At 69.8% G+C, this 25,496-nt stretch carries 24 protein-coding genes and 2 pseudogenes; 13 read left to right on the top strand and 13 right to left on the bottom strand.

What is annotated here, in order from left to right; genetic code table 11:
- Positions 1-40 precede the first annotated feature (40 nt).
- The 4 genes from folE to ACX28W_RS14620 all read left to right on the top strand — a co-directional run bounded on the left by folE (position 41) and on the right by ACX28W_RS14620 (position 4,170).
- The gene (gene folE / locus ACX28W_RS14635) at positions 41-577 is read left to right on the top strand and encodes a GTP cyclohydrolase I (protein ID WP_458999360.1); all 537 of its coding nucleotides are present in this window, start codon (positions 41-43) and stop codon (positions 575-577) included.
- Positions 578-735: 158 nt separating this feature from the next.
- Positions 736-1,353, top strand: coding sequence for an NUDIX hydrolase (locus ACX28W_RS14630; protein WP_458999359.1), 618 nt, complete (start codon positions 736-738; stop codon positions 1,351-1,353).
- A gap of 107 nt (positions 1,354-1,460) precedes the next feature.
- Complete coding sequence (locus ACX28W_RS14625; protein ID WP_458999358.1) at positions 1,461-3,083, top strand: MFS transporter; 1,623 nt, start codon at positions 1,461-1,463, stop codon at positions 3,081-3,083.
- Between the two features lie 271 nt (positions 3,084-3,354).
- Positions 3,355-4,170: an AfsR/SARP family transcriptional regulator gene (locus ACX28W_RS14620; protein WP_458999357.1), complete on the top strand. Its 816-nt coding sequence runs from the start codon at positions 3,355-3,357 to the stop codon at positions 4,168-4,170.
- A 523-nt stretch (positions 4,171-4,693) separates the two neighbouring features.
- Here ACX28W_RS14620 and ACX28W_RS14615 read toward each other — a convergent pair.
- From ACX28W_RS14615 to ACX28W_RS14605, 3 genes are read right to left on the bottom strand one after another with little or no spacing between them, the layout of a single operon-like run.
- Positions 4,694-5,716 (bottom strand): ABC transporter, encoded by a 1,023-nt coding sequence (locus tag ACX28W_RS14615; protein ID WP_458999356.1) that lies wholly within the window; start codon positions 5,714-5,716, stop codon positions 4,694-4,696.
- A complete protein-coding gene (locus tag ACX28W_RS14610) occupies positions 5,713-6,645 on the bottom strand; it encodes an ABC transporter ATP-binding protein (RefSeq protein ID WP_458999421.1) in 933 nt (310 codons plus the stop codon). Before ACX28W_RS14610 ends, ACX28W_RS14615 begins: the two co-directional genes overlap by 4 nt.
- A gap of 4 nt (positions 6,646-6,649) precedes the next feature.
- Entirely contained in the window at positions 6,650-7,075 is a 426-nt protein-coding gene (locus ACX28W_RS14605) for a GntR family transcriptional regulator (RefSeq protein ID WP_458999355.1), read from the bottom strand.
- A 177-nt stretch (positions 7,076-7,252) separates the two neighbouring features.
- On the opposite strand from ACX28W_RS14605, the gene ACX28W_RS14600 reads away from it, so the two are divergent.
- Positions 7,253-7,678 carry a VOC family protein gene (locus ACX28W_RS14600; RefSeq protein ID WP_458999354.1) on the top strand — a complete coding sequence of 142 codons (426 nt, stop codon included), beginning with the start codon at positions 7,253-7,255 and terminating at the stop codon, positions 7,676-7,678.
- Positions 7,679-7,760: 82 nt separating this feature from the next.
- Here the strand turns inward: ACX28W_RS14600 and ACX28W_RS14595 are convergent, their stop codons facing one another.
- Positions 7,761-9,683, bottom strand: coding sequence for a glycoside hydrolase family 5 protein (locus tag ACX28W_RS14595; protein ID WP_458999353.1), 1,923 nt, complete (start codon positions 9,681-9,683; stop codon positions 7,761-7,763).
- 305 nt (positions 9,684-9,988) lie between these two features.
- Here ACX28W_RS14595 and ACX28W_RS14590 point away from each other — a divergent pair, with 305 nt between their 5' ends.
- The 3 genes from ACX28W_RS14590 to ACX28W_RS14580 all read left to right on the top strand — a co-directional run bounded on the left by ACX28W_RS14590 (position 9,989) and on the right by ACX28W_RS14580 (position 13,634).
- Complete coding sequence (locus ACX28W_RS14590; RefSeq protein WP_458999352.1) at positions 9,989-11,050, top strand: zinc-dependent alcohol dehydrogenase; 1,062 nt, start codon at positions 9,989-9,991, stop codon at positions 11,048-11,050.
- A 414-nt stretch (positions 11,051-11,464) separates the two neighbouring features.
- Positions 11,465-12,790 carry a lipase family protein gene (locus tag ACX28W_RS14585; RefSeq protein WP_458999351.1) on the top strand — a complete coding sequence of 442 codons (1,326 nt, stop codon included), beginning with the start codon at positions 11,465-11,467 and terminating at the stop codon, positions 12,788-12,790.
- 487 nt (positions 12,791-13,277) lie between these two features.
- Positions 13,278-13,634, top strand: a complete 357-nt coding sequence (locus tag ACX28W_RS14580; protein ID WP_458999350.1) for a helix-turn-helix domain-containing protein — start codon at positions 13,278-13,280, stop codon at positions 13,632-13,634.
- Positions 13,635-13,882: 248 nt separating this feature from the next.
- Here ACX28W_RS14580 and ACX28W_RS14575 read toward each other — a convergent pair whose 3' ends face one another.
- The 7 genes and pseudogenes from ACX28W_RS14575 to ACX28W_RS14545 form a co-directional block, all read right to left on the bottom strand.
- Positions 13,883-15,559, bottom strand: coding sequence for a lysyl oxidase family protein (locus tag ACX28W_RS14575; protein WP_458999349.1), 1,677 nt, complete (start codon positions 15,557-15,559; stop codon positions 13,883-13,885).
- 199 nt (positions 15,560-15,758) lie between these two features.
- On the bottom strand, positions 15,759-15,986 hold the full coding sequence (locus ACX28W_RS14570) for a hypothetical protein (protein ID WP_458999420.1): 228 nt from the start codon (positions 15,984-15,986) through the stop codon (positions 15,759-15,761).
- Positions 15,987-16,040: 54 nt separating this feature from the next.
- Positions 16,041-17,021, bottom strand: coding sequence for a zinc-binding dehydrogenase (locus ACX28W_RS14565; protein WP_458999348.1), 981 nt, complete (start codon positions 17,019-17,021; stop codon positions 16,041-16,043).
- Positions 17,022-17,063: 42 nt separating this feature from the next.
- Positions 17,064-17,954 carry an NAD(P)-dependent oxidoreductase gene (locus ACX28W_RS14560; protein WP_458999347.1) on the bottom strand — a complete coding sequence of 297 codons (891 nt, stop codon included), beginning with the start codon at positions 17,952-17,954 and terminating at the stop codon, positions 17,064-17,066.
- A 59-nt stretch (positions 17,955-18,013) separates the two neighbouring features.
- Positions 18,014-18,223, bottom strand: a complete 210-nt coding sequence (locus ACX28W_RS14555; RefSeq protein ID WP_458999346.1) for a hypothetical protein — start codon at positions 18,221-18,223, stop codon at positions 18,014-18,016.
- A gap of 46 nt (positions 18,224-18,269) precedes the next feature.
- Positions 18,270-18,440 (bottom strand): annotated as a pseudogene (locus ACX28W_RS14550) (type 1 glutamine amidotransferase domain-containing protein); the annotation flags it as partial.
- A gap of 301 nt (positions 18,441-18,741) precedes the next feature.
- On the bottom strand, positions 18,742-19,500 hold the full coding sequence (locus tag ACX28W_RS14545) for a 4'-phosphopantetheinyl transferase family protein (protein WP_458999345.1): 759 nt from the start codon (positions 19,498-19,500) through the stop codon (positions 18,742-18,744).
- A 195-nt stretch (positions 19,501-19,695) separates the two neighbouring features.
- Here ACX28W_RS14545 and ACX28W_RS14540 point away from each other — a divergent pair, with 195 nt between their 5' ends.
- Positions 19,696-20,232, top strand: coding sequence for a universal stress protein (locus ACX28W_RS14540; RefSeq protein ID WP_458999344.1), 537 nt, complete (start codon positions 19,696-19,698; stop codon positions 20,230-20,232).
- Between the two features lie 38 nt (positions 20,233-20,270).
- Here the strand turns inward: ACX28W_RS14540 and ACX28W_RS14535 are convergent.
- Positions 20,271-20,600, bottom strand: a pseudogene (locus ACX28W_RS14535) (serine/threonine protein kinase); the annotation flags it as partial.
- A 119-nt stretch (positions 20,601-20,719) separates the two neighbouring features.
- Between ACX28W_RS14535 and ACX28W_RS14530 the strand changes: the two are divergent.
- The 4 genes from ACX28W_RS14530 to ACX28W_RS14515 all read left to right on the top strand — a co-directional run bounded on the left by ACX28W_RS14530 (position 20,720) and on the right by ACX28W_RS14515 (position 24,235).
- Complete coding sequence (locus tag ACX28W_RS14530; protein ID WP_458999343.1) at positions 20,720-21,112, top strand: TOBE domain-containing protein; 393 nt, start codon at positions 20,720-20,722, stop codon at positions 21,110-21,112.
- 287 nt (positions 21,113-21,399) lie between these two features.
- Positions 21,400-22,248: a molybdate ABC transporter substrate-binding protein gene (gene modA, locus ACX28W_RS14525; protein ID WP_458999419.1), complete on the top strand. Its 849-nt coding sequence runs from the start codon at positions 21,400-21,402 to the stop codon at positions 22,246-22,248.
- Positions 22,245-23,108, top strand: coding sequence for an ABC transporter permease (locus ACX28W_RS14520; protein ID WP_458999342.1), 864 nt, complete (start codon positions 22,245-22,247; stop codon positions 23,106-23,108). Before modA ends, ACX28W_RS14520 begins: the two co-directional genes overlap by 4 nt.
- On the top strand, positions 23,105-24,235 hold the full coding sequence (locus ACX28W_RS14515; protein WP_458999341.1) for an ABC transporter ATP-binding protein: 1,131 nt from the start codon (positions 23,105-23,107) through the stop codon (positions 24,233-24,235). The genes ACX28W_RS14520 and ACX28W_RS14515 overlap by 4 nt, the downstream gene beginning before the upstream one ends.
- A gap of 32 nt (positions 24,236-24,267) precedes the next feature.
- Here ACX28W_RS14515 and ACX28W_RS14510 read toward each other — a convergent pair whose 3' ends face one another.
- A complete protein-coding gene (locus ACX28W_RS14510) occupies positions 24,268-25,341 on the bottom strand; it encodes an FkbM family methyltransferase (protein WP_458999340.1) in 1,074 nt (357 codons plus the stop codon).
- Between the last annotated feature and the right edge of the window lie 155 nt (positions 25,342-25,496).

Raw genomic sequence — 25,496 nt, 5'->3', positions numbered from 1 at the left:
CAGCGTCCGAGTCGAACCCGCGTCCATCAGGAGATGTCTCATGACCAGCATCGCAGAGTGGCTCGAAGAGAATGTCATCACCGACAAGCGCGCACTGGACTGGTACCAGGAACCCGAGTGCGAACCCCGTATCGTCCGGGCCTATCGTGAACTTCTGAGCGGTTATGCCATCGACACCTCGAAAATCCTCAAGACCACCGTCGACGTCGAGGGCGAGCACGCCGGCGTGATCCGGGTGCACGACATCAATTACTATTCCATCTGCGCCCACCATTTCCTCCCTTTCTACGGGAAGGTAGCCGTCTCGTACGTTCCCGGAGACCGGATTCTCGGCCTCGGGAAATTCCCGCGCCTTGTGCAGGCCTTCAGCCGCAGGTTCCAGATCCAGGAGCACCTGGTGAAGGACATCGCTGAGGAGGTCATGGCCTCGGGCGGCGCCCGCGCCGCCCGGGTGGTCTCCACCGGCCGCCACATGTGCATGTGCAGCCGAGGCCCGTCCGACCAGACGGTCATCACCGACACCTCCTACGTCACCGGGGACAAGGAACTGTTCGCCCGCTTCGGCCTGGACGACTGACGGCACGACCGGGTACGGGACGGCACGACCGGCACGACCGGGCCCGGAACAACAGCGCCGCGCGGCAGACACGCCAGAGGGCTGTCTGCCGCGCGGCTCCATGCCGAGCCGCCGCCCCCTGCCAGTTCCGCGATTCCCGAGGAGAGAAGGAGAGGACGATGAGGCTGGACTTCCTGCCCTCGGGCGCGCTCACTGACGGCGCCACACATCACTACTGCCTCAGTTGCCACAGCGAAGCGGTGGAGTGGCGCACCGCCGGCGGACGACGCCGCTGCGCATGTCGCAGCTGCGGGACCGTGGGCGACCGGGCGCTGGTGCTGGACCCGGCGATCAGATGGTGGACAGATACCGGCGGCGAGTACTGGCACGAGACCGCGGGTGTTTTCGTCCGGGACGCGCGCAAACGCTTCCTCTTCTTCGACCGCACGGCGTTCCCTTTCGGCCTGACTGTCCCGGCCGGGCACGTGGAACGCCACGAGGCCCCGGATCTCGCGGCAGCGCGCGAGCTTCAGGAGGAGACCGGCATCACCGCCCGGCGCCTGGAGCTCCTCGACCGGACCCCGATACCCGGAGACGGCTGCCGTCGTGGGGCCGACGCCCATCTGTGGCACGCCTACTACTGCGAGGCCGACGCGGAAGGGGTGGCCGAACTGCGCCTCGGCCCGGAGGGCAGCTCAGCCGCGTGGCTCACCCTCGACGAGGCGCTGAGGCGCCCGCTCACATTCGCCGTACGACATCTTCTCGACACATATGGAAATGAACTGGACATTCCCTGATGGCCAGTTCTCGTCGACGGTCTGTCGCGTCGGTGTGAGGGACACCTAACATTGCTCCCGTTCTCGACGGCACGGCCGCAGAACGCCAACGGGGAGGAGAGTTCTTCATGCAGGACGACAGGCCGATGCGGGCCGGTCGACGAGAATGGCTCGGCCTTGCGGTCCTCGCTCTGCCGACCATGCTCATCGGCATCGACATGACCGTGCTTCATCTCGCCGCGCCCTATCTCAGTGAAAGCCTGAATCCCAGTAGTACGCAATTGCTCTGGATCGTCGACATCTACGGTTTTCTGGTCGCCTCCTTCCTGGCCACCATGGGAACTCTCGGCGACCGGATCGGACGTCGCAGACTTCTGCTGATCGGCGCCGCCGCATTCGCCATCGCGTCCCTGATCGCCGCTTATTCGTCCCAGGCGGGCCTACTCATCGCGGCCCGGGCCCTCCTGGGTGTCGCCGGGGCGACCTTGATGCCCTCCACGCTTTCCCTGATCAGCAACATGTTTCGCGATCCGGCGCAACGACGGTTCGCGATCGCGGTGTGGATGACCAATTTCAGCGTGGGCGGAATGGTGGGCCCGCTGATCGGCGGAGTGCTTCTGGAGCACTTCTGGTACGGGTCCGTGTTCCTGCTCGGAGTGCCCGTGGGGCTGGTCCTGCTGCTCGTCGGCCCGCGGCTGCTGCCCGAGTACCGCGACTCCGAGGCGGGCCGACTGGACCCCGCCAGCGTCGTGCTGTCCATCGGGACGGTGCTGCCCGTGGTGTACGGCTTCAAGCAGATCGCCCAGGACGGCGTCCGGGCGCCGTCGCTGCTGGCCATCTCCGTCGGGCTCGGCCTCGCCGCCGTCTTCGTCCGCAGACAGCTGAAGCTCACCGAGCCCATGCTGGACCTCAAGCTCTTCTCACGTCCCAGGTTCGGGGTGTCGCTGGGGGGTCAGACCATGGGCCTTTTCGTGCTGACCGGAACCCAGTTCCTGGTCCTGCAGTACTTCCAACTGGTCCTCGGGTTGTCCCCGCTCGCCGCCGGCCTGTGGGCGCTGCCCGCCATGACAGCCGGAGTGGTGGGGACACTGCTGGCCCCGGCCCTGGCGAACCGGCTGCACCCCGGATGGATCATGGCAGGCGGTTTCGCCGTCTCCGTACCGGGGCTGGTGCTGGTCACCCTGGCGGGTGCGGCGTCCGGGCTCGCCGTGACCGCCACCGGTTTCGCCGTCGCCTCCTTCGGTATCCAGGCCGCACTCGCCCTCACCAATGACGTGATCATCAGCAGTGCCCCGCCCGAGCGGGCCGGCAACGCCTCGGGGATCGGGGAGACCGGTGCGGAGCTGGGCAACGGGTTGGGGGTGGCCGTTGCCGGGTCCGTCGCCGCGGCGGCCTACGGGGCACGGATGGGGGGTGCTTCCGTCCCGGAGGGGGTACAGCCGGAGGCAGCCGATACGGCCCGGTCGACCCTGGCAGGCGCCACCGAAGTCGCCGGGCGCCTGCCCGAACGGGTGGGCGACGAACTGCTCGCGGTCGCCCGATCCGCCTTCACCGACGGCATGCACATGGCCGCACTGGTCAACATCGGGATCCTGTCCCTGCTGACGGCGGCGAGCCTGACGCTGCTGCGCCGAACGGCCGACGACTCCCCCACCGGGCCGGGGATCACGGAAAAGGCCGGGCCTGTACGGCCTTCGTCGGGCTCGGCGACGGTCGGGGCGAGTTCCTCCCCGCCGCCACAGTCCCTCTGACGAGCAGTCACCCCACAGCAGAGCAATTTCTACACATTCTACCCATGCAGGATTTTCCACTCCCCCAATGAATACATTTGCGCCGAATACTACGCAAATTCTCACGCGCCATTTCGCTTCACCTTCGGCGTACCGTTTTACTTACGCGTGGAAATTCCTGCACCAAAGAATGCGCTCTCTACTGCCGAGATGAAATGATGAACAGGAGAGCCGCATTCATACGCACGACGGGAGATCTGGAGTGAAGTTCTGCCTTCTCGGCCCGGTAGCAATGTTCACGGATGCCGGGTGCCCCATAGGACTCGGCGGCCCCCGGCAGAGAATCGTACTGGCTACACTCCTGTCGGACGCGAATCGTATCGTGACGGTCGACCGCCTGATCGACGCAGCCTGGTGGGAGGAGCCGCCGCCATCGGCGGCCGTCAATATCCGGGGATATATAGCCGCGCTGCGCCGAATACTGCACAGCTCCGGTGAGGCCAAGGACCGACTGACCACGCACACTCGCGGATACCTGCTTCATGTGGGCACAGGCGAACTGGACCTGTCCATTTTCATGGACCACTTACGACAAGGCGACGAGGAGATGGCCCACGGTTCCACGGAGCGAGCGGCCGGACATTTCCTGGCCGCCCTGGAGACCTGGCAAGGCAGCCCCTTGGAGGGTTTGTCCGTCGGCACGTCGTTCCAGTCGGATCTGGAGCGGATCAAGGAGCTGCGACTGCTCGCCGTCGAACGTTACGCGCAGGCGCGGCTCAGCCTCGGGCAAGCAGACGCCCTCGTGCCGGAGCTGCGCACGCTCACCGAGCAGTATCCGTTCCGGGAGCGGTTCTGCGAGCTGCTGATCATCGCCCTCCATCGGATGGGCCGCCAGGCTGAGGCTCTCGCCACGTATGCGCGGGTCAGAAAGATGCTCGCCGAGGAGCTGGGCATCGATCCGACGGACCGGCTGAAGCGGCTTGAGGAACAGATCCTGCGCGGCGACTCCCATCTCAACCTGGCGGAGGCGGAATGCGCTCCGCCCCTCGCCGGCTCGCGGCACCGCTTCGATGCCAGAGTCAAGGCCCCGGCAATCCGTATGTTCTAGCCGGGATGTTCCAGCCGGGCCGGAGGGGGCGCCCTGCCTGTGCACGAGGTGCGATGGACCCCTGCCGTGGACTACGCACCAGCGAGGTGGCGGCACGCCGGGCGAGGCGAACAGCCGTCGGTCGGCGGTGCCGTTCGCGAGCAGCCGCTCGGCGTCGCGCGGGACGACGCAGGTGCGGCCGTCGGCCCGCGCTATGCGGAAGGTGGTGCCCTCACGGCCCTCGGCGGGCCGTACGCGGGTGACCTGTCCGGTGGCGTCCAGGGTCACCCGTCGCCGGTGACGAGCGTGACGGCCTTTGCCGTGCCGGTGGTGGTACCCGTGGTGGTGCCCGTCCCGCTGTCGGCCGGTGCGGCCTGGGATTCCGGGGCCGAGGCGAGAGCGACGGCGGTCAGCAGGGCTGATCGTCGCCGCCTCCGCTCCAGCTCATCTCTTGCGGTGTTTCAAGGCATGCCTTTCTGCCCGGGCACGGCAAAGCAGCGCGTGCCGGTGAGGAAATCGAGGGGAGGGGAGGCGGCCGGCGGTGTCAGACCAGCCGCTTACGGCCCCAGAAGAAGAGAGAAGCGGTGACGGCGGCGGTCAGAGCCAGCAGGATCGCCGCGCCGAGCCACTGCATGCCGGTCATCTGGGAGATCGGCAGATAGTCCACCGACCAGCCCACCACATCGGCCTTCTTCAGGCAGAGTTCGCGCGCCTGTTCCGACTGCGCGTCCACGCAGGTGCTCCAGCCGAGGAGCTCTCCGCTGCCGGTGAGGTACGACTCGTCGATCTGGTAGGCGCCATGGGGCAGCGTGGGGAACGAGCCGTCGGCGGTGACGCCCTTGCTCGTCGTCATCGTGGCCACGTCGCCGAGCGACAACCGGAAGTATCCCCAGACGAGTTGGACGACAACGGCGAAACCGAAGGTGACCACCATGGCCGCCAGCGTGCGGCGCAGCACCACGCCGATCGCCACCCCGCCCACGACGGTGAAGAGGGTGAGGGCGACAGGCACGGGTCCCGTGACGTCGAAGGCGGAGGCGGAGGTCCAGTCCCCGACGGTGTTCTGGTACTTGACCGGGTTCCACCACCAGCCGTACGCGGCCGACAGCGCCACCGTGCTGACCGTGACCACCAGCGCGGTCAGCCCCAGTTTGGTGGCCAGCCAGCGGGCGCGGCTCGTGGACTGGGCGGCGACCAGCTTGGCGGTGCCGGTCTCCAGGTCGCCCGCGAGCAGCGGAGCGCCGACGAAGACACCGAGCAGGATGGGAATCACGACCAGGCCGGTGGAGACGGGCTGGAACGCGTTGGCGTACGGTCCGAACTCATTGCTCCCGGCCAGGTCATCGATGCTCTTGGCGGGCCAGCCGTAGCCGTGGAGGAAGTCCACCATCTGCGTGCGCTGGTAGACGATCCACGCCAGGCACAGCACGGTGGCGCCGAGGACGGTCCAGAACGCGGCCCGGTGCTGACGCCAGACCAGCCAGGTCATTCCGCCGAGCCGGGGGCGCCGGGTGGAGTCCGTCGTGGACGCGGTCGTGGCCGGAGTGCCGGTGAGGGTGTCGCTCATGCCGCCACCGCCCGCGAGCCGTGCGCCTGGTCCGGGACCTGAGCGGTGGGGGTGATCAGGGGTGGCGCCTCGGCCGAGCGCAGATGCGCGAGCAGGAGTTCCTCCATGTTCGGGACGTCGGTGTCCCAGGGGCCGACGACCGGCCCTTCGGGGCGTATGAGAGCGGTGAACTGCCGTCCGCTGGTGCGGGATTCGACGACCGTGTGGTGCGCGAGGTCAGCGGGCAGACCGTCGCTGTCCCTGACACCCGTGACCACGGTGTGCACGGCCAGCAGTTCGTCCACGTCACCGGCGAGACGCACACCGCCGGCGGCGATGACGACGAGGTAGTCGCAGACGTTCTCCAGCTCGGCGAGGACGTGGGTGGACATCAGCACGGTGGTGCCGCGCTCGGCGGCCTCGGCCATGAGGGTGCCCATGAGTTCGTGGCGCACCACCGGATCGAGGTCCGACATCGGCTCGTCGAGCAGCAGCAGCTCGGGGCGCTTACCGAAGGCGAGGGCGAAGGCGACGCGGGTGCGCTGGCCCCCGGAGAGGGTGCCGACCTTCGCGTCCAGGGGCACATTTCCCGCGCGGACGATGTCCTCGGCGGCCCGCTGGTCCCAGCCGGGGTTCAACTCCCGTCCCAGGCGCAGGTTTTCGGCCACGGTGAAGCGGCGGTACAGGGGCTTCTCCTGGGCGAGGAACGCGGTGCGCCGGCCGGTCTCCACCGAGCCCGGGGCCGCGCCGAACACGCTGAGCGAGCCCTCCGTCGGCTCCAGCACATGGGCTGCGATGCCCAACAGCGTGGTCTTGCCCGCCCCGTTGGGGCCGACCAGCCCGCAGATCCGGCCCACCGGAAGCCGGAAGGAGCAGTCCCGCAGGGCCCAGCCCCGCCGGTACCGCATGCCCACGCCGCGCGCCTCCAGCGCCGACTCCCCGGCGTGCATATCGTCACTCACCTGTGCTCCTCGTCCTGGTCGTCATTTCGCCGTACTGCTTCTCCATGGCCGACGCGACCAGCGCGGCCACGTCCTCCTGCTCCAGGCCTGCCGCGCCTGCCTTCGACATCCACGCCACCAGCTCCCCGTACAACGGCGAGTCGGTGCCCGTCTGCGGGCGGGCCAGCGAGCGGCGCACGAAGGTGCCCTGACCCGGCCGTGGTTCGACCAGGCCCTCGCGTTCCAGTTCCCGGTACGCCTTGAGCGTGGTGTTCGGGTTGACCGCGCTGATCTCGGAGACCTCTTTGGCGGTCGGCAGCCGGTCCCCCGGCACCAGCACGCCCAACCGCAGGGCCTGCTTGGTCTGCTGGACGATCTGCTGAAAGGCGGGGACCCCGCTCCGCCTGTCGATGCGGAACTCCAAGATCACCACCACCATTCCACTACTTGATTAGTGGAATGATGATGGGGGCTCGCGAGGGGAGCTGTCAACGGGGTTCGGAACGAAGGGAGTTCAAGACGCACCGCAGGGAGCCATGCGTCGACGAAGGCCACCGCCGTGGCACGCGCCGGGTGCCTCCGCCCCTGCGGCTGCTTCTCACGGCACAGTGGGGGTATGAACGCAGACGACAGGAACCTTCTGGCCGGGGCACGCGTGGCGACCAGGCTTCCAGCTCAGGACCTGGACCGGGCGCGGCGTTTCTACGCCGAGCGACTTGGCCTGCAACCCGTTGATGAACGGCCCGGCGCGTTGCTGTATCGGTGCGAAGGCGCGGAGTTCGCGCTGTTCCGGTCGACGGGAGCCTCGTCCGGCACCTTCACGCAGATGGCCTTCGAGGTCGACGACATCGAGACCGTCGTGTCGGAGCTCAAACGGCGCGGCGTGGTGTTCGACGAGGTCGACGTGCCTGGGTTGCGAACCAGGGACGGGATCGCCGAGATCGACGGGAACTACCCGAGCAAGGGCGCGCGGGGAGAGCGCGGAGCCTGGTTCCGTGACAGCGAGGGAAACGTGCTGGGCATCGGCGAGCCAGTCGTTTGAGCAGGACGACGAGCGAGATCTTCGGACCTCGCGCGGATCCGTCCAGCCCCCTGCCACTCAGGGTTATGCGAAGAAGACCTGGTCAGCTCAATTTCCGGCAGTACAGCGCGTCCGGGGTCCGTGCCGAGCCCACCCGGCCGGTGTACGCGATCCCGGCCGCGTACTCGTCGTCCGCACACTGGCCCTTGTAGTGGCCCTGCGCGAAGTCGCCGCCCTTGGGGGCGGAGCCCCGGTTGTCGCTCCGGTCGAACCAGACGGTACGGCCGCTCGTGCCGAGTTCGCCGGCCGGTGCGGCCGCGCACAGGGCGGCGGAGACGGCGGAGCCGCGGACGCTGTAGCCGGTCAGGAAGTGGCCGGCGGGGCACTGGAGTTTGGTGTAGCCGGATGCCCAGTCGTTGCCCGTCGTGACGTGCCGCTCGTCGACGACCACCTCGTGGCCGCCCACCGGCTCCAACGAGGTGGACACGTCGGAGCACAGGCCCCGGTTGCCGGTGTGGCCGAGGCCGAGAAGGCGCTGCCCGTCGGGGCACACGGCCTTGCGGGCGCCGGAGTCCCAGTCGGGCAGGGCCCGCATCCGCCGCGAGGCGACGAAGTCGGCGTGGTCGGGGCTGAGCATCGACCAGTCCGCCACGTCGGCGATGTGGCCGCTGCGGGCGGGGGCCTCGATGAGCCGGGTCCAGGCGGCGGCCCGCCAGTCGTCACCGTCGTACAGACCCATGCGGGTGCCTGCGGCGTCCCAGTGCAGCAGGGCCCAGCCGTTGCCCTTGCGGTCCTCGTGGTGGCCGACGAGCGGCCAGTACGCGAAGTCGGCGTCGGTACGGATCAGGTGGTCCACGAAGTTCTCGAACCACGCACGCTGCTTGACACCGGTCTCGTCGCGGCCGCCGACGCCGAACTCGCTGATCCAGACGGGGGCGGTGAAGTGCTGGTCCTGCTCGGCGGTCACGTAGAAGGCCTGGCGGTTCAGTACGTCGATCAGTTCCGTGGGGGTCAGGTCGCGGTATCGGGGATCGGTGGTCTCGCCCGTTCCGGTGGCGCCGCTGTGGTTCGGGCCGGTGTAGTCGTAGAAGTGGGCGGAGTACACGAGCTTGCCGGAGTCGACGAGCGTGTGGGAGAGGCGGCGTACGGGCTCCAGGGTGGGGCGTTCGTGCGCGAAGCCGTCGACGGGGATGCCGGTCCAGTTGATGCCCTCGACGAAGATCAGAAGGTCGGGGTCGGCCTCCGTCAGGATGCGGTCGCCGATGCGCTGTGAGGCGGCGAACCAGTCGTGGTCGTCGCCGAGGCCCCAGTTGGGATCGTCCCAGACGTTGCGGCGCACCTCGTTGTAGAGGTCGGCGCCGACGACACGCTGGTTGTCCTTGTAGCGGCGGGCCATGTAGAGCCAGTCGCTCTCCCAGGTGGCGGTGGACCGGCTCGCGTTCCAGCGTTCGTTGCCGTCCACTCCGCAGCACCAACGGGTGGTGTTGGTGTGGTTGTTGAGGATCACCGCGAGGCCGGCGGCGGTGAGTTCGCGCACCACGACGTCGTACACCTGGAGCGGGGTCTTCCCGCGCAGGGAGGGGTTGGCGGCGACGGCGTCGTCCGTGACGGGAACGCTGTCGTGGATCATCTCGTTGGAGAAGGGCAGCCGGATGCTGTTGATCCCGATCTCCTGGAAGCCGGCGATGATCTCGGCCATGGGGGCGCGGTCCAGGCCGAGCGGCATCCGGCCGGAGTTCTCCCCCGCGTGGTGGTTGGCGTCGTCGTCCGCGCTGCCCAAGCCGTTCCACGTGCCGCTGGCGCCGTGCCAGTTGCCGGACCGCAGCTTGAAGCGGTCCCCGTCCGCGTCGACGATCCAGCGGCCCCGGGTGCTGAGGGGCGGTGTCCAGTCCGCCGCCGCCGCGACGGTTTCGAATGAGGCGGCGGGCTCCTGTGCTGTTGCGGCCCCGGAGACGGGCGCCAGGGGCACCAGGAGGAGTACGACGGTCAGTGTGGCCCTGACGAAGGATCCGCGCACGGTCACCATCCCGAGGACTGCATTGTCATGGCATCGTCATCATGAGGGACGGTGCGACAGCAGTCCATACCTGCGCGCTTCGCGAGCCACTGGCGGAGTGCAGGCACCTACACCCTCGGTTCGGGAGAGCGCCACCTCGCAGCGACGCGCGAAGCGCGGGATCGTCGATCCCGCGAGGTCAGGGCGAGGTCAGTGCGGCATCGAAACCAACCACCTGCCCAGCTCAGCAAAATCCCCCGACAGTTGCTTGACTCAATTAATATAGCATGCTTGCCTAAGTCAAGTAAGCCAGGTCCAAGAAAGAGAGTCCTCCCATGGCCACGATGAAGTCCGTACGGACCGGAGAGCAGAACAAGGTCGACGTGGTGGACGTCGAGCGTCCCGCGACCGGTCCCAAGGACGCGCTGCTGCGGATCCGCGCCTGCGGCATCTGCGGCACGGACGTGAGCTTCCTACACATGGGCGGTGCGCCGTTCGGCCCGGGCGGATCGATGGTCTCCCTCCCCCTCGGCCACGAGCCCGCGGGCGAGATCGTCGAGGTGGGCGCCGACGTCACCGGCCTCAAGGTGGGCGACCGCGTCGTCGTCAACCCGCAGGGCGTCCCCTCGGGCATCATCGGCTGCGGCGGCAAGCATGGCGGCATGAGCGAGTACCTGCTCATCGAGGACGCCGAGGTGGGCAAGAGCGTGGCGGTCTTCCCCGACACCGTGCCGTTCGACGTCGCCTCGCTCAACGAGCCCATGGCGGTCGCCCAGCACTGCGTCAACCGTTCCGAGGCCAAGCCCGGCGACAAGGTCGTGGTGTTCGGCGCCGGACCCATCGGCCTGGGTGCCGCGATCTGGCTGAAGCTGCGCGGCGTCGAGCACGTGGTCGTCGCCGACGTCATCCCCGGGCGTCTGGAGACCGCCCTCGCCGTCGGCGCGGACGCCGTCATCGACTCCTCCAAGGAGGACGTGACCGCCCGTCTGACGGAACTGCACGGCCAGGCCGCCAACGCCCTCGGCCAGCCCCGCGCCGGCACCGACATCTACATCGACGCGGCCGGCGCCCCCGCCGTCTTCAACGCCACGATCGCATCGGCGAAGTGGGGCGCGAAGCTGGTCATGGTCGCCGTACAGAAGGAGTCCGACGCCATCGACCTCGGCGGGATGCTGCGCAGCGAGCTCACGCTCATCGCCTCTCAGGGCTACCCCACCGAGATCTTCGAGGTCACCTCCGAACTCGTGGCGAACCAGGAGCGTTTCGCCAGGCTGATCAGCCACCGCGTGCCGTTCTCCGAGGTGGAGCGGGCGTTCGAGCTCACCATGACGCCGGGCGCGGCGGAGAAGGTCGTCGTGACCTTCGACGACGACACCTCCGGCGGCGGCAACGGCTGACCACGAGCGGACCGCACACGCCCCTGCCGCCGGTGTCGCCCCACACCGGCGGCAGGCCCTTCAGCAGGCCGCCACAGAGGCCCGCGCCTGCGTCGCGCCATCACCGTCTCCCTGTCGGACAGGAATCGGACAGGCCCCCACGATGATCGGCAGCTTGCGGCGGCAGCTCCGCGGTCACCCCTCCCGTATGCGACAGCCAGTCAAGTTACCGAACCGTAACCTACCGGCTGGTACCACGAGTAACTTACTGGTGGGTAAGGTCCTCGCGAACCACTTCCAAGCGGCGCGGGCAAGCCCGTGGGACGCGTGTGCGACACCGTGCCGCCGTAGCTCAGCACCTCTGTGGCCGAGCCGACTGGGACGAGGCCCGACACGGAGGCCGCTTCCTGCCAGCCGCTTCACAGGAGGTTCGCCATGCCCGTACGCAGACGCTTCCTGGCCGCAGCAGTCACCGCTGCCGCCTGCCTCGGCGCCCAGGCTCTCTCGGACACCACCGCCACGGCGGCGGACACCGTCGTGTCCCGGGGCGTCACCATCCCCGCGTTCTACAACCCGCCCGCCGCCCTGCCCGCCGCCAACGGCGCCCTCGTCCGCACCGAGCCCCTCCCGCTGGCCGTCAGCCTGCCCGGCCTCGACGGGCCGCTGCCGGGCCGGGCGACCCGGCTGATGTACAAGTCCACCGACTCCAGCGGCCAACCGATCGCGGTCACCGGCGCCTACATCGAACCGGCCGCGGCCTGGAAGGGCGACGGCCCGCGGCCCCTGGTCGCGGTGGCACCCGGCACCATGGGACAGGGCGACCAGTGCGCCGCGTCCCTCGGCCTCGAGAACCCGCTGACGCTCAACGGCCAGACCATGTCCGTCGGTTACGAGGACATCGCGATCTACCGCCTCCTGGCGACCGGCGCCGCCGTGGTCGTCACCGACTACGCCGGCCTCGGCACGACCGACCGGCTGCACACCTACGTCAACCGTGTCGACGAGGCACACGCCGTGCTGGACGCCGTCCGCGCCGCCCGCTCGGTCAGCGGGGCCTCGGTCACCGCCGACTCCCGGGTGGGCCTCTTCGGCTACAGCCAGGGCGGCGGAGCGACCGCCGCCGCCGCCGAACTCCAGTCCTCCTACGCGCCCGACGTCACCCTCGCCGGGACCTACGCCGGGGCGCCGCCCGCCGACCTGACCTCCGTCACCAAGGCCATCGACGGCAGCGAACTGGCCGGCGCGCTGGGCTGGTCGCTCAACGGCTTCCTCCAGTCCGACCCGTCCCTGAAGCCCATCGCCGAGGCGCATCTGAACACCGCGGGCAAGGCGGCCCTCGCCGACCTGTCGACCATGTGCGTCGCCGACGCCCTGTTCGGCTACGGCTACGCCAAGAGCACCAAGTGGACGACCGACGGCCGGTCGATCAGCGACATCATCGCCGCCACGCCCGCACTCCAGACGATCCTGAACAGCCAGCGCATCGGCACACTGAAGCCGTCCGGCCCCGTCCGCCTCGCGACGGGCGTCAGCGACAACCTCGTCCCGCACGCCCAGGCCCGCACCCTCGCCGTCGACTGGTGCCGCAAGGGCGCCGACGTCACGTACAAGGCGGTCGTACTGCCCAACGTCGTCAGCCCCCTGCTCAACCACTTCGCCCCGCTGCTCACCGACCAGGGCGACGCCATCTCCTGGCTGACCGACCGCCTGGCCGGCAAGCAGGCCACCTCCAACTGCTGGAGCATGCCCGTCCAGCCCTGACCGGCGGTCCTTTGCTCAGAAAGTTCCCTTCAGCGGCCCGCCCGGACCCCGCCCCGCTACCGCGGGACACAGAATGCCTACGCCCCGACACCACCAAAATCTATGGCGGCCAGAGTAGACATTGGCCGGTGCCGTGATTAACGTTTCTCTCGTAGTCGCAGACACACCAGACCCGGCAGACACGAACTGGCGGGTAACAGGCTGAAAAAGCCGCAAGTAATGGATCCAGAGGAAGAACGGAGAAGCAGACGCCATCAGGATCGCCCGGTCCGAGAGGGTTCGGCCCGGGTACCGCAAGACCCCGGAACGGATGGTGGTCTCCGGTCAAGCAGTCACGATCCCCGCGCACCCGCCCTTCTCCCTGGGCCGGGTAGCGGAAACAGAAGGTCGGCCAAGCAGTAAGGCCGGCAGATGGTGTTCAATTTCCTTCGGGGCCCTGGTGCCGTACGGCACCAGGGCCCCTCGACGCGTGGCTCAACGAGGTGACATGACAGCAGATATCCCGCTCAGTGGTCGTCTGGACGACGACGACTACCCCGCCTACACGATGGGCCGGGCCGCCGAAATGCTCGGTACCACCCCGGGCTTCCTCCGGGCCATCGGCGAGGCCCGCCTGATCACCCCGCTCCGCTCGGAGGGCGGACACCGCCGGTACTCCCGCTACCAGCTGCGGATCGCCGCTCGCGCTCGCGAGCTCGTCGACAAGGGGACCCCCATCGAGGCCGCTTGCCGCATCGTCATCCTTGAGGACCAGCTCGAGGAAGCGCAGCGCATCAACGCCGAGTACCGCCGCGCCGCGAAGGAAGCGTCCGACAGTTCGCCTTCCGCCTCCGGATCCAGCTGAGCGTGCCCTCGGCCGCCGAGGCGGTTGATGCCCGGGCTGCGCAGGATGCGCGGGAACCGAGCTTGGCCGGGGCGAAAGATGTAGGTGTTCATCGGCATGGCCAACAGGGTGTTCTCGGTACGGCCGCCCTTGACGCGGACCCAAGGGCGATCGCAAGGCTGCTCGTACGGTCGCCCCGTCGGGCGGCAACGTCGCTGCCGCCCAACGGGACTGCGCCGGCGCTTCCGGGCCGGCCTCCCCGCCGTCCGCTACGGCGTGTTGATCAGGGCGTGCGGCGGCACCGTCACGGTGCGGGCGCCCGGCGCACCGCCCAGGACGACCTTGCGCAGCGCGACATTGTTCTTCAGGTTGGTTTCCTGGAGCCGCTTCTCGGGGTTGGCGATCACCTGGATGTAGTACGTGCCGTTCGGCAGGTCGGAGACGTCGAAGGACTGGCCGGGACGGTACTGGGTGTAGGTGTCGCCGGAGCCGACGTCGAGGACCTCACGGACGGAGATCGAGTTCTGCTGACCGCAGGCGGTCGACAGATCGGTGTTGTACGGATGCCAGTTGGCGTTCTTCACCGTGTAGTCGATGGCGTCGGTGTTGGCCAGGCAGAACGCCTCCTTGCCGCTGCGCACCTCCTTGGTCTTGTCCGCGCTCAGCAGGCGGTAGCTGGCGAAGTCCGTGAAGTGCCAGTGCTCGTGGCCGACCCGCGGGTCCCACTCCATGGTGCCGGTGGGCGTGTACCCGACCTGCTTGCCCTTGGCGTCGTAGAAGTACTGGTACGCGTCCATCAGGTCCTTGCCGGGGCTGCGGAAGCCGTCCACGACAAGGGGCGCCGGGCCCGCGTTCCAGACGTTGGCGCTGAAGGCGAGGTAGTCCTTGCCCGGTACGTCCCCGTCCTCGCCGTCGCTGATGGCAATGTCCCAGGCCGGCAGCGAACGCAGGTCCGGCTTGGGCACGTTCGCCGGGACGCCCGCCCGGCCGGTGGGCCGCTTGGCCAGGGGCTTCAGCGCGGGCGCGACGCGCGAGCCGTCGGTGTGGCCCTGTCCGTCACCCAGGTGGTGTGCCATGCCGCGGTCTTCGAGCGCGTGCGACAGGGCGGGCGGCGTGGGCGCGTCGGCGCCACGGGGACCGTAGTGGTGAGCGGAGTCGGCGGAGGCGGCGGAGTGCGCGCCGTGCCCGCCGGCGTGGTGGGCGCTGGACCGCGAGGCCATTCCCATTCCACCGCCGCCACCGGACTCCTCCCGTACCGTCACCTTGATGGTCGGCCGGTCGTCGGGTATGCCCAACAGGACTCGGTACTTCTTGGCCACCGAGACCTGGGCCGTGTACTCGCCCGCCGGCAGGTCCACCGGCTTGTCGTAGTCGACCGTGCTGGAGTTGGACGCCCAGCCCTTCTCGACGCCCCACACCGAACCCAGCGTGAACGGGTTGGTGGAGCAGCTCTCCGGATAGTGCGAGGTCGCCGGGGCGTCCGGACGCAGCCGCCCGGAGGCGTTGTTCGGGCAGAAGGACCCCTTGCTTCTCGACACCACCTCTCCGGCCGCGTTCTTGATCGACACCTCCAGGAAGCCGGGCAGGCCGGCGAAGTCCTTCACCAGCCCGGTGGGCAGTTTCTTCGCCCGCGTGCTCGTGCCGTCGCGGAAGATCTGCTGGGCGACGACAGGGTCCTTGTACGACTTCCGGGTGACCTTGAACTCCAGCGGCGCCTTGTCGACCGTGATGTACGTACCCAGGTCCAGGTAGACCCCTGAGTTCCCCTCCCAGCGGTCGAGCGTCACGGAGTTCGAGGCGGCCACCAGCTTGAGCTTCGGCGTCCCGGCCTTGCTCGCCGGGGCCGCCCCGGGAGCGGAACCGGCGCCGGCGACGACGACGGTGAGCGCGGCTCCTGCGGCGAGCGCCGAGCGCTTCAAGCGATTGCGGTGTTGCTGACTGGTCATCGGTTCCTCGTCTGCGAGTGCCATGGTCAAGTGGCATCGGACTGGACAACCCACGGCCGACCGGCAGTACGGGCGCACCCCACGCGCCCGAGGGTCGGATCTGTGAGCAACCTGTGAGACCGGTGAAAAGGGTGTCCGGGTTGCCTGCTGAGGCGGAATTCGACGTGCCGACAGCTTTTCTTGATCGCTTTCCGGCGGATCAAGGAGTCGAAGGGCCGTCCAGGATCCGTCGGCCGGCCCGCTGGTCACCCTCCCAGGCGAATGCCGGGTCCGTGTCCCGCATCCGGCCCCACAGCAGGAGGAGGAGGTGTTCCGCGGGTGCGACGAGTGTGGCCGGCGGAGTTCCGGGGCCGTAGGTCCATAAGGCACCGGTGTCGGTCGCCGCGAGCCGCAGGGCGTACTCGGGCGGCTGCGCGCGGCCCCGCACCAAGTCGGCTGGTGATTTCCCCTCTTCGGCCGGGCACCGTGACCGAGGCGCAGGTCAGCGGAAGGTCAGCACGAGTTTGCCCCGCAGGTGCCGGGCGGCCAGTTCGGCCAGCCCGGCCGGGACCTCGTCGAGCGTGAGGGTCCGGGCCAGCCGTGGATCGAGGCGGCCGTCCACGACCAGCCTGAACAGCTCGAACAGCATGGCGGAGAGATCCGCGCGGGCGCGTTTGTCACCGTGGCTGTACGCGGCCCCCAGGGCGATCTCGTGCACGGAGGGCGCGGTCGTGAACGGGGCCACCGCGGTCAGGTCGGGTCGCCCCGCGACGGCGGCGAGCCCACCGCCGTGCACCAGCAGGTCCAGGTTGCCGGTGGCGGAGCCGGAGCCGACGGTGTCCACCACCGCGTCCACACCCCGTCCGCCCGTCAGGGCCCGCACCCGGGCCGGGACGTCCTCGGTGCGGTAGTCGACGACCTCGTCCGCCCCGAGCTCGCGGACGTGCTCGGCGTTGACCGCGGACGTGGTGGCGATCACCCGGGCCCCGGCCTGTGCGGCGAGCTGCACGGCGTAGCCGCCCACCCCGCCCGCACCACCGGTGACCAGGACCGTGTGCTCCCCGGTGACGCGCAGTCGGCGTACCACCGCTTGGTACGCGGTCATCCCGGCGCAGGGCAGGGCCGCCGCCGAGGCCGCGTCGAGCGCGTCCGGCACCGGGGCCAGAGCGACGACGTCGGCGAGGGTGTACTCGGCGAAACCGCCCGCACGGCGCGGATCACCGTGGCGGGCGACGCGCACGCCCAGCAGGTCACGGCTCGCGCCCTCGCCCACAGCGTCGACCGTGCCGGCCACATCGAGGCCGAGCACATGCGGCCAGGTCCAGTCGGCATGGCCGGCCGCGGCGACCTGATAGTCCACCGGGTTCAGCCCGCACGCCTCGACCTTCACCCGTACCTGCCCCGGGCCCGGCTCGGGAACCGGGAGCTCGGCGAGGCGCAGGGTGTCGGGAGCGCCGGGGCGGTCGAGCACCAGAGCACGCATGAAGGGCACCTTTCAACTGAGCCGCTGGATCGAGGGGAATCCTCAGGCGGAGGGCGTTTCGTCGAAGCTGGCGAAGTAGGCGGCGGCCATGTCCTCGTCGGCGTGGCCCTGGGCGGCGGCACGGGCCAGGCGCTCGGCGCTCGCCGCGGCGCCGTCGAGGCGGATGCCGTGCAGCTCGCCGGCCTCGACGATCAGGCGGGCGTCCTTGGCGGCGGTGGCCACCGCGAACTGGGCCGGGGTGAGCTGGTCGTTCAGGATCAGCCCGGACTTGACGCGCAGGTAACCCATGTCGAGCGGGCCGCCGTCGATGGCGGCGAAGAAGCTCTGCGGGTCCACATCGAGCGCCTTGGACAGGGCCAGGACCTCACCGACCGCGTTGGTGGCGGCGATGACCCAGCTGTTGGCCACGAGCTTGAGGCGGGTCGCGGTGCCCGCCGCGCCGTCCTCGCCGGTCCACACCGTGCGCCCGCCGACGGCGTCGAAGACCGGCGTCACCACGTCGCGTCCCTCGCTCGGTCCTGCGGCCAGGACGAGCAGCTGTCCGGCCTCGGCGGGCTGGCGGGTGCCGAGCACCGGGGCGTCGTAGAAGACGAGGTCGTGCTCGCGGGCGAAGCCGGCCAGCTCGCCGATGGCCTCGATGCCCGCGGTGGTCGACTGCACCCAGGCGGTGCCGGGGCGCAGCGCGGGCGCGGCCTGGCGCATCACGTCCAGAGCGGCGGGACCGTCGTACAGCATGGTCAGGATGACGTCGGCGCCCCGCACGGCCTCGGCGGGGGTGTCGGCGATGTGCGCGCCGTCGGCGGCCAGGGGCTCGGCCTTGTCGCGGCTGCGGTTCCACGCGCGGACGGTGTGTCCGGCCTTGGCGAGGTTGCGGGCCATCGCGGCGCCCATGATCCCGGTGCCGAGGACGCTCACGGTGGGCTTGTCGGTCATGACGTCAACTTCCTGTGTGACGGTGCGGTGATACGGCGGTGCGCCGGCCTGCGCTGCGCTCAGGCTCCGGTCTTCCCGGACGCGGCGTCGACGAGGCCGTCGAGCCAGGCCTGGTGGCCGTTGAGCATCGGGTTGGGACGCTCATCGGCGAGGGCCGCGGCCGGTTCGCCGATCTGGGGACCCCGCACGATCACCTCGTTGGAGACGAAGTTGTCGCCAGTGCCCGGGAGGCAGCGCTCGGGCCAGTTGATCGCGTTCTGCGTGGTCATGGGGGGGTCCTTCCAGGAATCAGGAAGACTGGGGCAATCGGGGGTGTCAGGCGAGCTTCTTGAGCAGCTCGGCCGCGAGCGGGCCGGAGGTGGCCGGGTTCTGGCCGGTGACGACGTTGCGGTCGACCTCGACGTGCGGCGCCCACGGCTCACCGGCCTCGACCTTCAGGCCCGCCTCGGTCAGCCGGTCCTGGAGCAGCCACTTGGCCTTCTCGGCGCTGAAGGATCTTCGACATGTTCTCTCCTCGGACGCGGCCTGTCCCGGCTCGGGAAGCCGGCTTCGGATACAGACCGTGATCGCCGGGCCCTGCCTGAATACATCCTCACGGCCCGCGCTGACAGCCGCCATCTGAGGCGACGTCTCGACAGTAGGCCCGCATGTCATCGGAATGCCAATAGATCATCCGATTTCTCCTATCGGAATCCCGATGTCCTTGCCATGGAGGGCTACGCCCGCGACGGCGAAGAACCGGACGCCCGACGACAACATCGGATCGTCATGGGGGACGCCCGCTCCCTCACGCGCCGGTCACGTCGAACACCCGCGGGACCACGCGGTCGGGCAAGGTGGTCGCGGGGTCGGCTGCTTGGCGCAGGGCGACGGCGGCCGCGTAGCCCTGGGGCACGGCGACCGTCGCCAAGGACCAGCCGGGGGTGAGCCCCGGGGAACCGTAAGGGACGCCCAAGCCCGTGTGGACGTCGGCCAGATCGGCGGCGAGGCCGATCCCCAGCCCCTTGAGGTAGGCCTCCTTGCGCACCCAGGCGCTCAGGAGCGCTTCCTCTCGGGCCTCTCGAGCCATCCGCACGAGCAGAGACCGTTCGGCGGGATGGAACTGGGGCACGATGTCGTCGACGGAGGCGCGGATGTTCCGCGCCTCCTCCACGTCGACCCCCACCGGCTGCCGCGCCAGGGAGACCAGCGCCAGGTCACCTGCGTGCGAGAGGGAGAAATGGACCGGCGGTGTGGCGGACACCGCGGGTCGCCCGTGCGGCCCGCCGCACCGGGGGCACGACTCACGGCCGAGGACCACCGCGGCGGGGGACACCCCCAAGTGGGCGCCCAGCAGGCGGCGCAGCCCGACGTGGGCCACCACGTAGGTACCGCGGTCCCGGGCCTGTTTGAAACGCTCCGCCCTGGCCTGTTCTTCCTGGTCCAGCAGTCCGTACTGCGCCTCGACCGCCGTGCGGACGGCGTCCGGGGCCAGGAGCAGCCAGGTCTCCGGGGTGTCGAGCGTGGTGCTGCGGTGGTCGGCGTCCGGAGGAAAGGGTGAGGTCACAGGCCACATCCTTCAGCATGGCCGGCCGCTCACGGGTGACCGCCCGTTCGGCCCGGCGTCAGAGGAGTGTGTCGAAGTGTCATGAATGGTCGGCCCGCCGTCAGGTGAACGCCAATACCGCGATGCGCCGCCCTCGTTGGCGTTCGATGGGAACGCGGATGCCTGTGTGGACGTACGCCGAGGAGTGAGCGAGCGATGGGCGAGGGCGAGCGGTGGCGCGTCGTGGTCGGAGTGAGCGGTTCGCTGGGGAGCGTGGCGGCGCTGCACCGGGGCGCGGCCGAGGCGCGTCGGACCGGTGCCGGGCTACTGGCCGTGGGCGCTTGGGAACCGCCCCGCGGTGCACTGGCCCACCCGAGCTCGATGCTCGCGCCGCCGATGACGGAGTTCCGGCAGATGGCGGACGAACGGCTGCGCACCGCTCTCGACACGGCCTTCGGTGACTCCGGGCCCGGGGTGCCGTGCCAGGGGCTGGTGGTGTGGGACAGGCCGGGCCGCGCCCTGGTCAGGACCGCCGACCGGGCCGGCGACCTGCTGGTGATCGGGGCCGGGGTCCGCGGCAGGTTGCGCCGCGCGCTGTTCCCGTCCGTCGCCCGGTACTGCGTCGCGCACGCCGTCTGCCCGGTGCTGGCGGTACCGCCCTCGCCGCTGCACCGCGAACTCGCCTCCGTACGACGCCGCGTCAGCCTGCGACTGCCGCTCGACGCCAGCGAGTTGACGGACGGCAAGGCCTGACAGGCCCCGACCGGAGTGCGGTCCGTCACCGCCGTCCGTCAGCCGACCCGGAAGCCCGCCTTGACCTTGTCGAAGACCGGGTGGCGGTAAAGGTCCCACTGAGTCTCCGGGGCCGAGAGGTAGATGTCGTACTCCCTGCCGCCCTCCTGGCCGAAGCCCAGGTCGATGGCGCGGAACACCCGGACCCGCCCCTTGAAGGTGAACTCCCACACGGCCGCGGGCTTCCCCTGGAAGGTGGTGCGCTGCATGCGCAGTTTCCGGTACGTGGGGTAGTTGACCTTGGTGTTCTCCTCGACGTTCTTGAAGTGCGACTCGGGGTTCGAACCCGCGGGGTCGACCATGCCGATCGTAAGTTCCACCAGGCCGGACTCGTTCGATTCGCGTCGACACCCTGGTCTCCGCAGGTTGCGACGGGTTGCCGGGGTGCTCCCGCCCGCGATCGGTCGGCACAGCGGCCCTCCTCGTTTCGTGGCCTATCTTGACGCCTATGCAGTCCTACACAATCGGCCAGGCCGCCCGTCTGCTGGGCGTCAGCCCGGACACCGCGCGACGGTGGGCGGACGCCGGACGGATGGCCACCCACCGCGACGAGAGCGGGCGGCGGCTGATCGACGGGCGGGATCTCGCCGCCTTCTCGGTCGAACTCGCGAAGAGCAGCGGCGAGGAGGACACCTCCTACACCTCCGTCCGCAACGCGTTCCCCGGCATTGTCACCGCCGTGAAACTCGGCGACGTGGCCGCCCAGGTCGAGATCCAGGCCGGCCCGCACCGGCTGGTCTCCCTGCTGACCCGGGAGGCCGTCGAGGAACTCGGCCTCGAGGTCGGCGTGGAAGCCACCGCCCGCGTCAAGTCCACCAACGTGCACATCGACCGCACGTAAGGCCGACCTCCCTTCACGGCATACGTCCACGCCACGTAACGGCGCAGCGGGCCCTCGAAGCGGTGGTGCTGTACGCCTTTGGTGGCGCACTCGAAGGCGACCCGCCGCATCCCCGCACAAACGCACATGCATACATCCCAGCGCCGATCGTGCAGCTCATGCGATGCCACAGAAGACTTCCGCCTGGTATTTGCGTCAGTATGATCGACGTATGCATGCCTGGAGCTGACGTATGCGTGCCTAGAGCTTCAGAAGACTTCAGAAGGCTTCAGAGGGAGAGATCCGTGATGATCCGATCCGCGCGCCGGACCCGCCGCACCGGCCGGACCCTGCGGGTGGCCGGCGCCGGTGCCGCCGCGCTGCTGACCCTGAGCGCCTGCTCGTCCTCCGACTCCGACTCGTCCGCCAAGTCGGACGCCTCGGCCGGTTCGGACTCCTCGGCGTCCTCGTCGCAGCAGCTGTCGGGCACGGTGACCGTCTTCGCCGCCGCCTCTCTCAAGGAGAGCTTCACCACGTTGGGCAAGGAGTTCGAGAAGGCCCACCCGGACACGAAGGTGACCTTCAGCTTCAGCGGCAGCGACACCCTCGCCGCCGGCATCAACGGAGGTGCCCCGGCCGACGTGTTCGCCGCCGCGAGCCCCAAGACGATGGCGCTCGTGACGGACGAGAAGGGGACGGCCGACACCCCGGCCACCTTCGTGCGCAACCAGCTGGAGATCGCCACCCTGCCCGGCAACCCCGACAAGATCTCCTCCCTGAAGGACCTCACCAAGTCCGGCCTCAAGGTCGTACTCTGCGACAAGACGGTGCCGTGCGGAGCCGCCGCGCAGACGGCGCTGGAGGCCAGTGCCCTCAAGCTCACGCCCGTGTCGTACGAGCAGGACGTCAAGAGCGCCCTGACGAAGGTGGAGTTGAAGGAGGCCGACGCGGCGGTCGTCTACCGGACCGATGTGCAGGCGGCGGGTGACAAGGTGGAGGGCGTGGAGTTCCCCGAGTCGTCCGAGGCCATCAACGACTACCCGATCGCCCAGCTCAAGGACGCCCCCAACGCGGACGCCGCGAAGGCCTTCATCGAGCTGGTCAAATCCGCCGAGGGCCAGAAGGTACTGACCGCCGCCGGGTTCCTCCAGCCGTGACCCGCATCGACGAGTCCGACGCCGCGACCGACACCCTGAAGGGTGGGCCGCGGGGCGGGCGCGTCAGGAGCCGCCGCACCGGCGGCGTCCCGCTGCCCCTGCTCCTGCCCGCCCTCGTCGCCCTGGCGTTTCTGCTGCTCCCCCTGCTCGCGCTGCTCGTACGAGCCCCCTGGCGCAGTCTGCCGGAGCAGCTGACCAGCACGGAGGTCTGGCAGGCGCTTCAGCTGTCCCTGCTCTGCGCCACGGCGGCGACCGCGGTGAGCCTGGTGCTGGGCGTGCCGCTGGCCTGGCTGCTGGCCCGCGTCGACTTCCCCGGACGGGGCGTCGTACGGGCCCTGGTGACCCTGCCGCTCGTACTGCCCCCGGTGGTGGGCGGCGTGGCGCTGCTGCTGGCGCTCGGCCGCAACGGCGTCGTCGGGCGGTGGCTGGACACGTGGTTCGGGATCACACTGCCGTTCACCACGGCGGGGGTGGTGGTCGCGGAGGCGTTCGTGGCGATGCCGTTCCTGGTCATCAGCGTGGAGGGCACGCTGCGGGCGGCCGACCCGCGCTACGAAGAGGCTGCCGCGACGCTGGGCGCGTCCCGGTTCACCGCGTTCCGCCGGGTCACACTGCCCCTCATCGCGCCCGGGATCGCCGCGGGTTCCGTGCTGGCGTGGGCGCGTGCGCTGGGCGAGTTCGGGGCGACCATCACGTTCGCGGGCAACTTCCCCGGCCGTACGCAGACCATGCCGCTGGCCGTGTATCTGGCCCTGCAGAGCGACCCGGACGCCGCGATCGCGCTGAGCCTGGTGCTGCTCGCCGTGTCGATCGCGGTCCTGGTGGGACTGCGGGACCGCTGGATGACGGCGGCGCCATGACGGACGTACCCCTCACCCCCGACGCGCCCCTCACCCCCGACGTGTCCCTCGCATCCGACGTACCCCTCGCATCCAAGGCATCCGGCGCAGGCCTCGACGCCCGTCTGGTCGTCCACCGGGGCGCCTTCCACCTCGACGTGGCGCTGACCGCCGCCGCCGGCGAAGTCGTCGCGCTCCTGGGACCGAACGGCGCCGGAAAGACCACCGCGCTGCGCGCCCTGGCCGGTCTCACCCCCCTCTCTCCCGGCGGACATCTACGCCTGGACGGCGCCGACTTGGACGGTACGCCGCCCGAGTCGCGCCCGGTCGGCGTCGTCTTCCAGGACTACCTGCTCTTCCCGCACCTCTCCGCGCTGGACAACGTGGCGTTCGGGCCCCGCTGCCAGGGCGTGTCCAAGACGGAGGCACGGGCCCTGGCCGCCGCGTGGCTGGACCGGATGGGCCTGGCCGACCACGCCGGCGCGAAACCGCGCCGGCTGTCCGGCGGGCAGGCGCAGCGCGTCGCCCTCGCCCGCGCGCTGGCCACCCACCCCCGGCTGCTCCTGCTGGACGAGCCGCTCGCCGCGCTCGACGCCCGCACCCGGCTCGATGTGCGCGCCGGGCTCCGGCGCCATCTGGCCGACTTCGAGGCCGTGGCCGTACTGGTCACCCATGACCCGCTGGACGCGATGGTGCTGGCCGACCGGCTGGTCGTCGTGGAGGACGGCCGGGTGGTCCAGGACGGGACGCCGTCGGACATCGCCCGCCACCCGCGCACCGACTACATCGCCCAGTTGGTCGGCCTCAACCTCTACCGGGGCGAGGCCGAGGGCCACACCGTACGGCTGGACGCGGGCCCGGCGATCACCACGACCGAGGACCTGACCGGTCCGGCGTTCGTGGCGTTCCCGCCGAGCGCCGTCACCCTCCACCGCACCCGGCCCACCGGCTCCAGCGCGCGCAACCTGTGGCGGTGCGAGATCGCCGGTCTGGAGACCCACGGCGACCAGATCCGCGCCGACCTCACCGGTGAACTCCCGCTGGCCGCCGACCTGACGACCGTCGCCGCGGCCGAACTCGACCTGCACACAGGGGCTCCGGTCTGGGCGACGGTGAAGGCCGCCCAAACACATGCGTATCCGGCATAGAACTATGCCGACCTACAGAGAACTACGCAGACCTACTCGCTGTCGGTGTCGGGAACGGCCGAGGCCCGCACCATCACGCAGTCGAACTCGACCACCCGCGCCGTGGTCGCCTCGCGCGTCACCGGGTACATGCCGGTGATCTCGAACCCGCTGCCCTCGTACGTGGCGATCGACTCGCTCATCCGGGGGCTGCCCTCGTACAGCCGCAGCGCCGCCACCTCGGACTGCATGCCCACGAACTCGGTGACGCGCTCCCCGGCGCCGGCGAACACCTCCAAGTCGTAGCCCTGGGTGTCCATCTTGAGGTAGGGCCGGGGGTCGGCGATGCCGGCCAGCGCCTTGTCCATCATCCCGTCGAGACGGCGGATCTCGATCTCCTCGGTGTCGGTCTTCGCGAACCGGAGATAGCGGTCCTTGCCGTAATCACTGGGCGGGAGAAGGGAGTTCATGGTGTTCCAGCCCACATGGATGGACTCGGCGGAGTCCGCGCGCCCCAGCCCGATGTTGAAGACCCACCAGTCGTCGTCCTTCGCCGCGGCCCGCTCCAGCTTCGCGAAGGCGGCGGCCGTGGGTTCGAAGGAGACGATGCGGCCGGTGTAGCCGAGCTTGCGCAGCCGCCGGCCGTACTGACCGGTGTTGGCGCCCACGTCGAAGACGCAGTTCACCGCGTACTTCTCCAGCAGGGCGGTCACATGCTGAGTGCACAGGTACTCGGCGGCGGCCAGCTGGAACCGGCGTTCGTCGGCGGCCGACGCGGTCTCGTCGACCAGCAGCCGCCCACCGGACTCGCCGAAGGGCACGACCCCCCAGGCATCGGCCGGTGACGAGGGCTCCCGGGCGACCACCCAGGTGTCGGCCTTCGCCTTGGGCCCCACCGGCGTGACCACATACCGTCCGCTGCCGCGGACGATCAGGTCGGCGGCGGGCCCGAGCGGCGTGACCTCGTTCCGTCCGCTGCCGCGGGCGATCAGATCGGCCGCGGGCCCCACGGGGACACGGGTGCGTTTGCCCCGCCGGTACACCACCGCGGCACCCGAACCGAGATCCAGAACCTGCACCCCTATCTTGGGAAGCAGACCGAGCAGTCTTCTGTAAAGGGTCGGCATCTCCTCACCCTTTCAGAATCCTGTGCCCCACGGGAGGCGGTCGAACAACTTTCAACGGGGTGAACGGAAGATGATGCGCCGAGCGCCCCTCACACCCCTGGCGGGTTTGTGACCTCCCCGCCCGGTTGCCGATCATCCGGCGGGGGCATCACCCG

This window comes from Streptomyces sp. SD15, assembly GCF_054462255.1.
The sequence above is the reverse complement of the archived record's forward strand: the minus strand, read 5'-3'. Positions and strand labels throughout refer to the sequence as shown.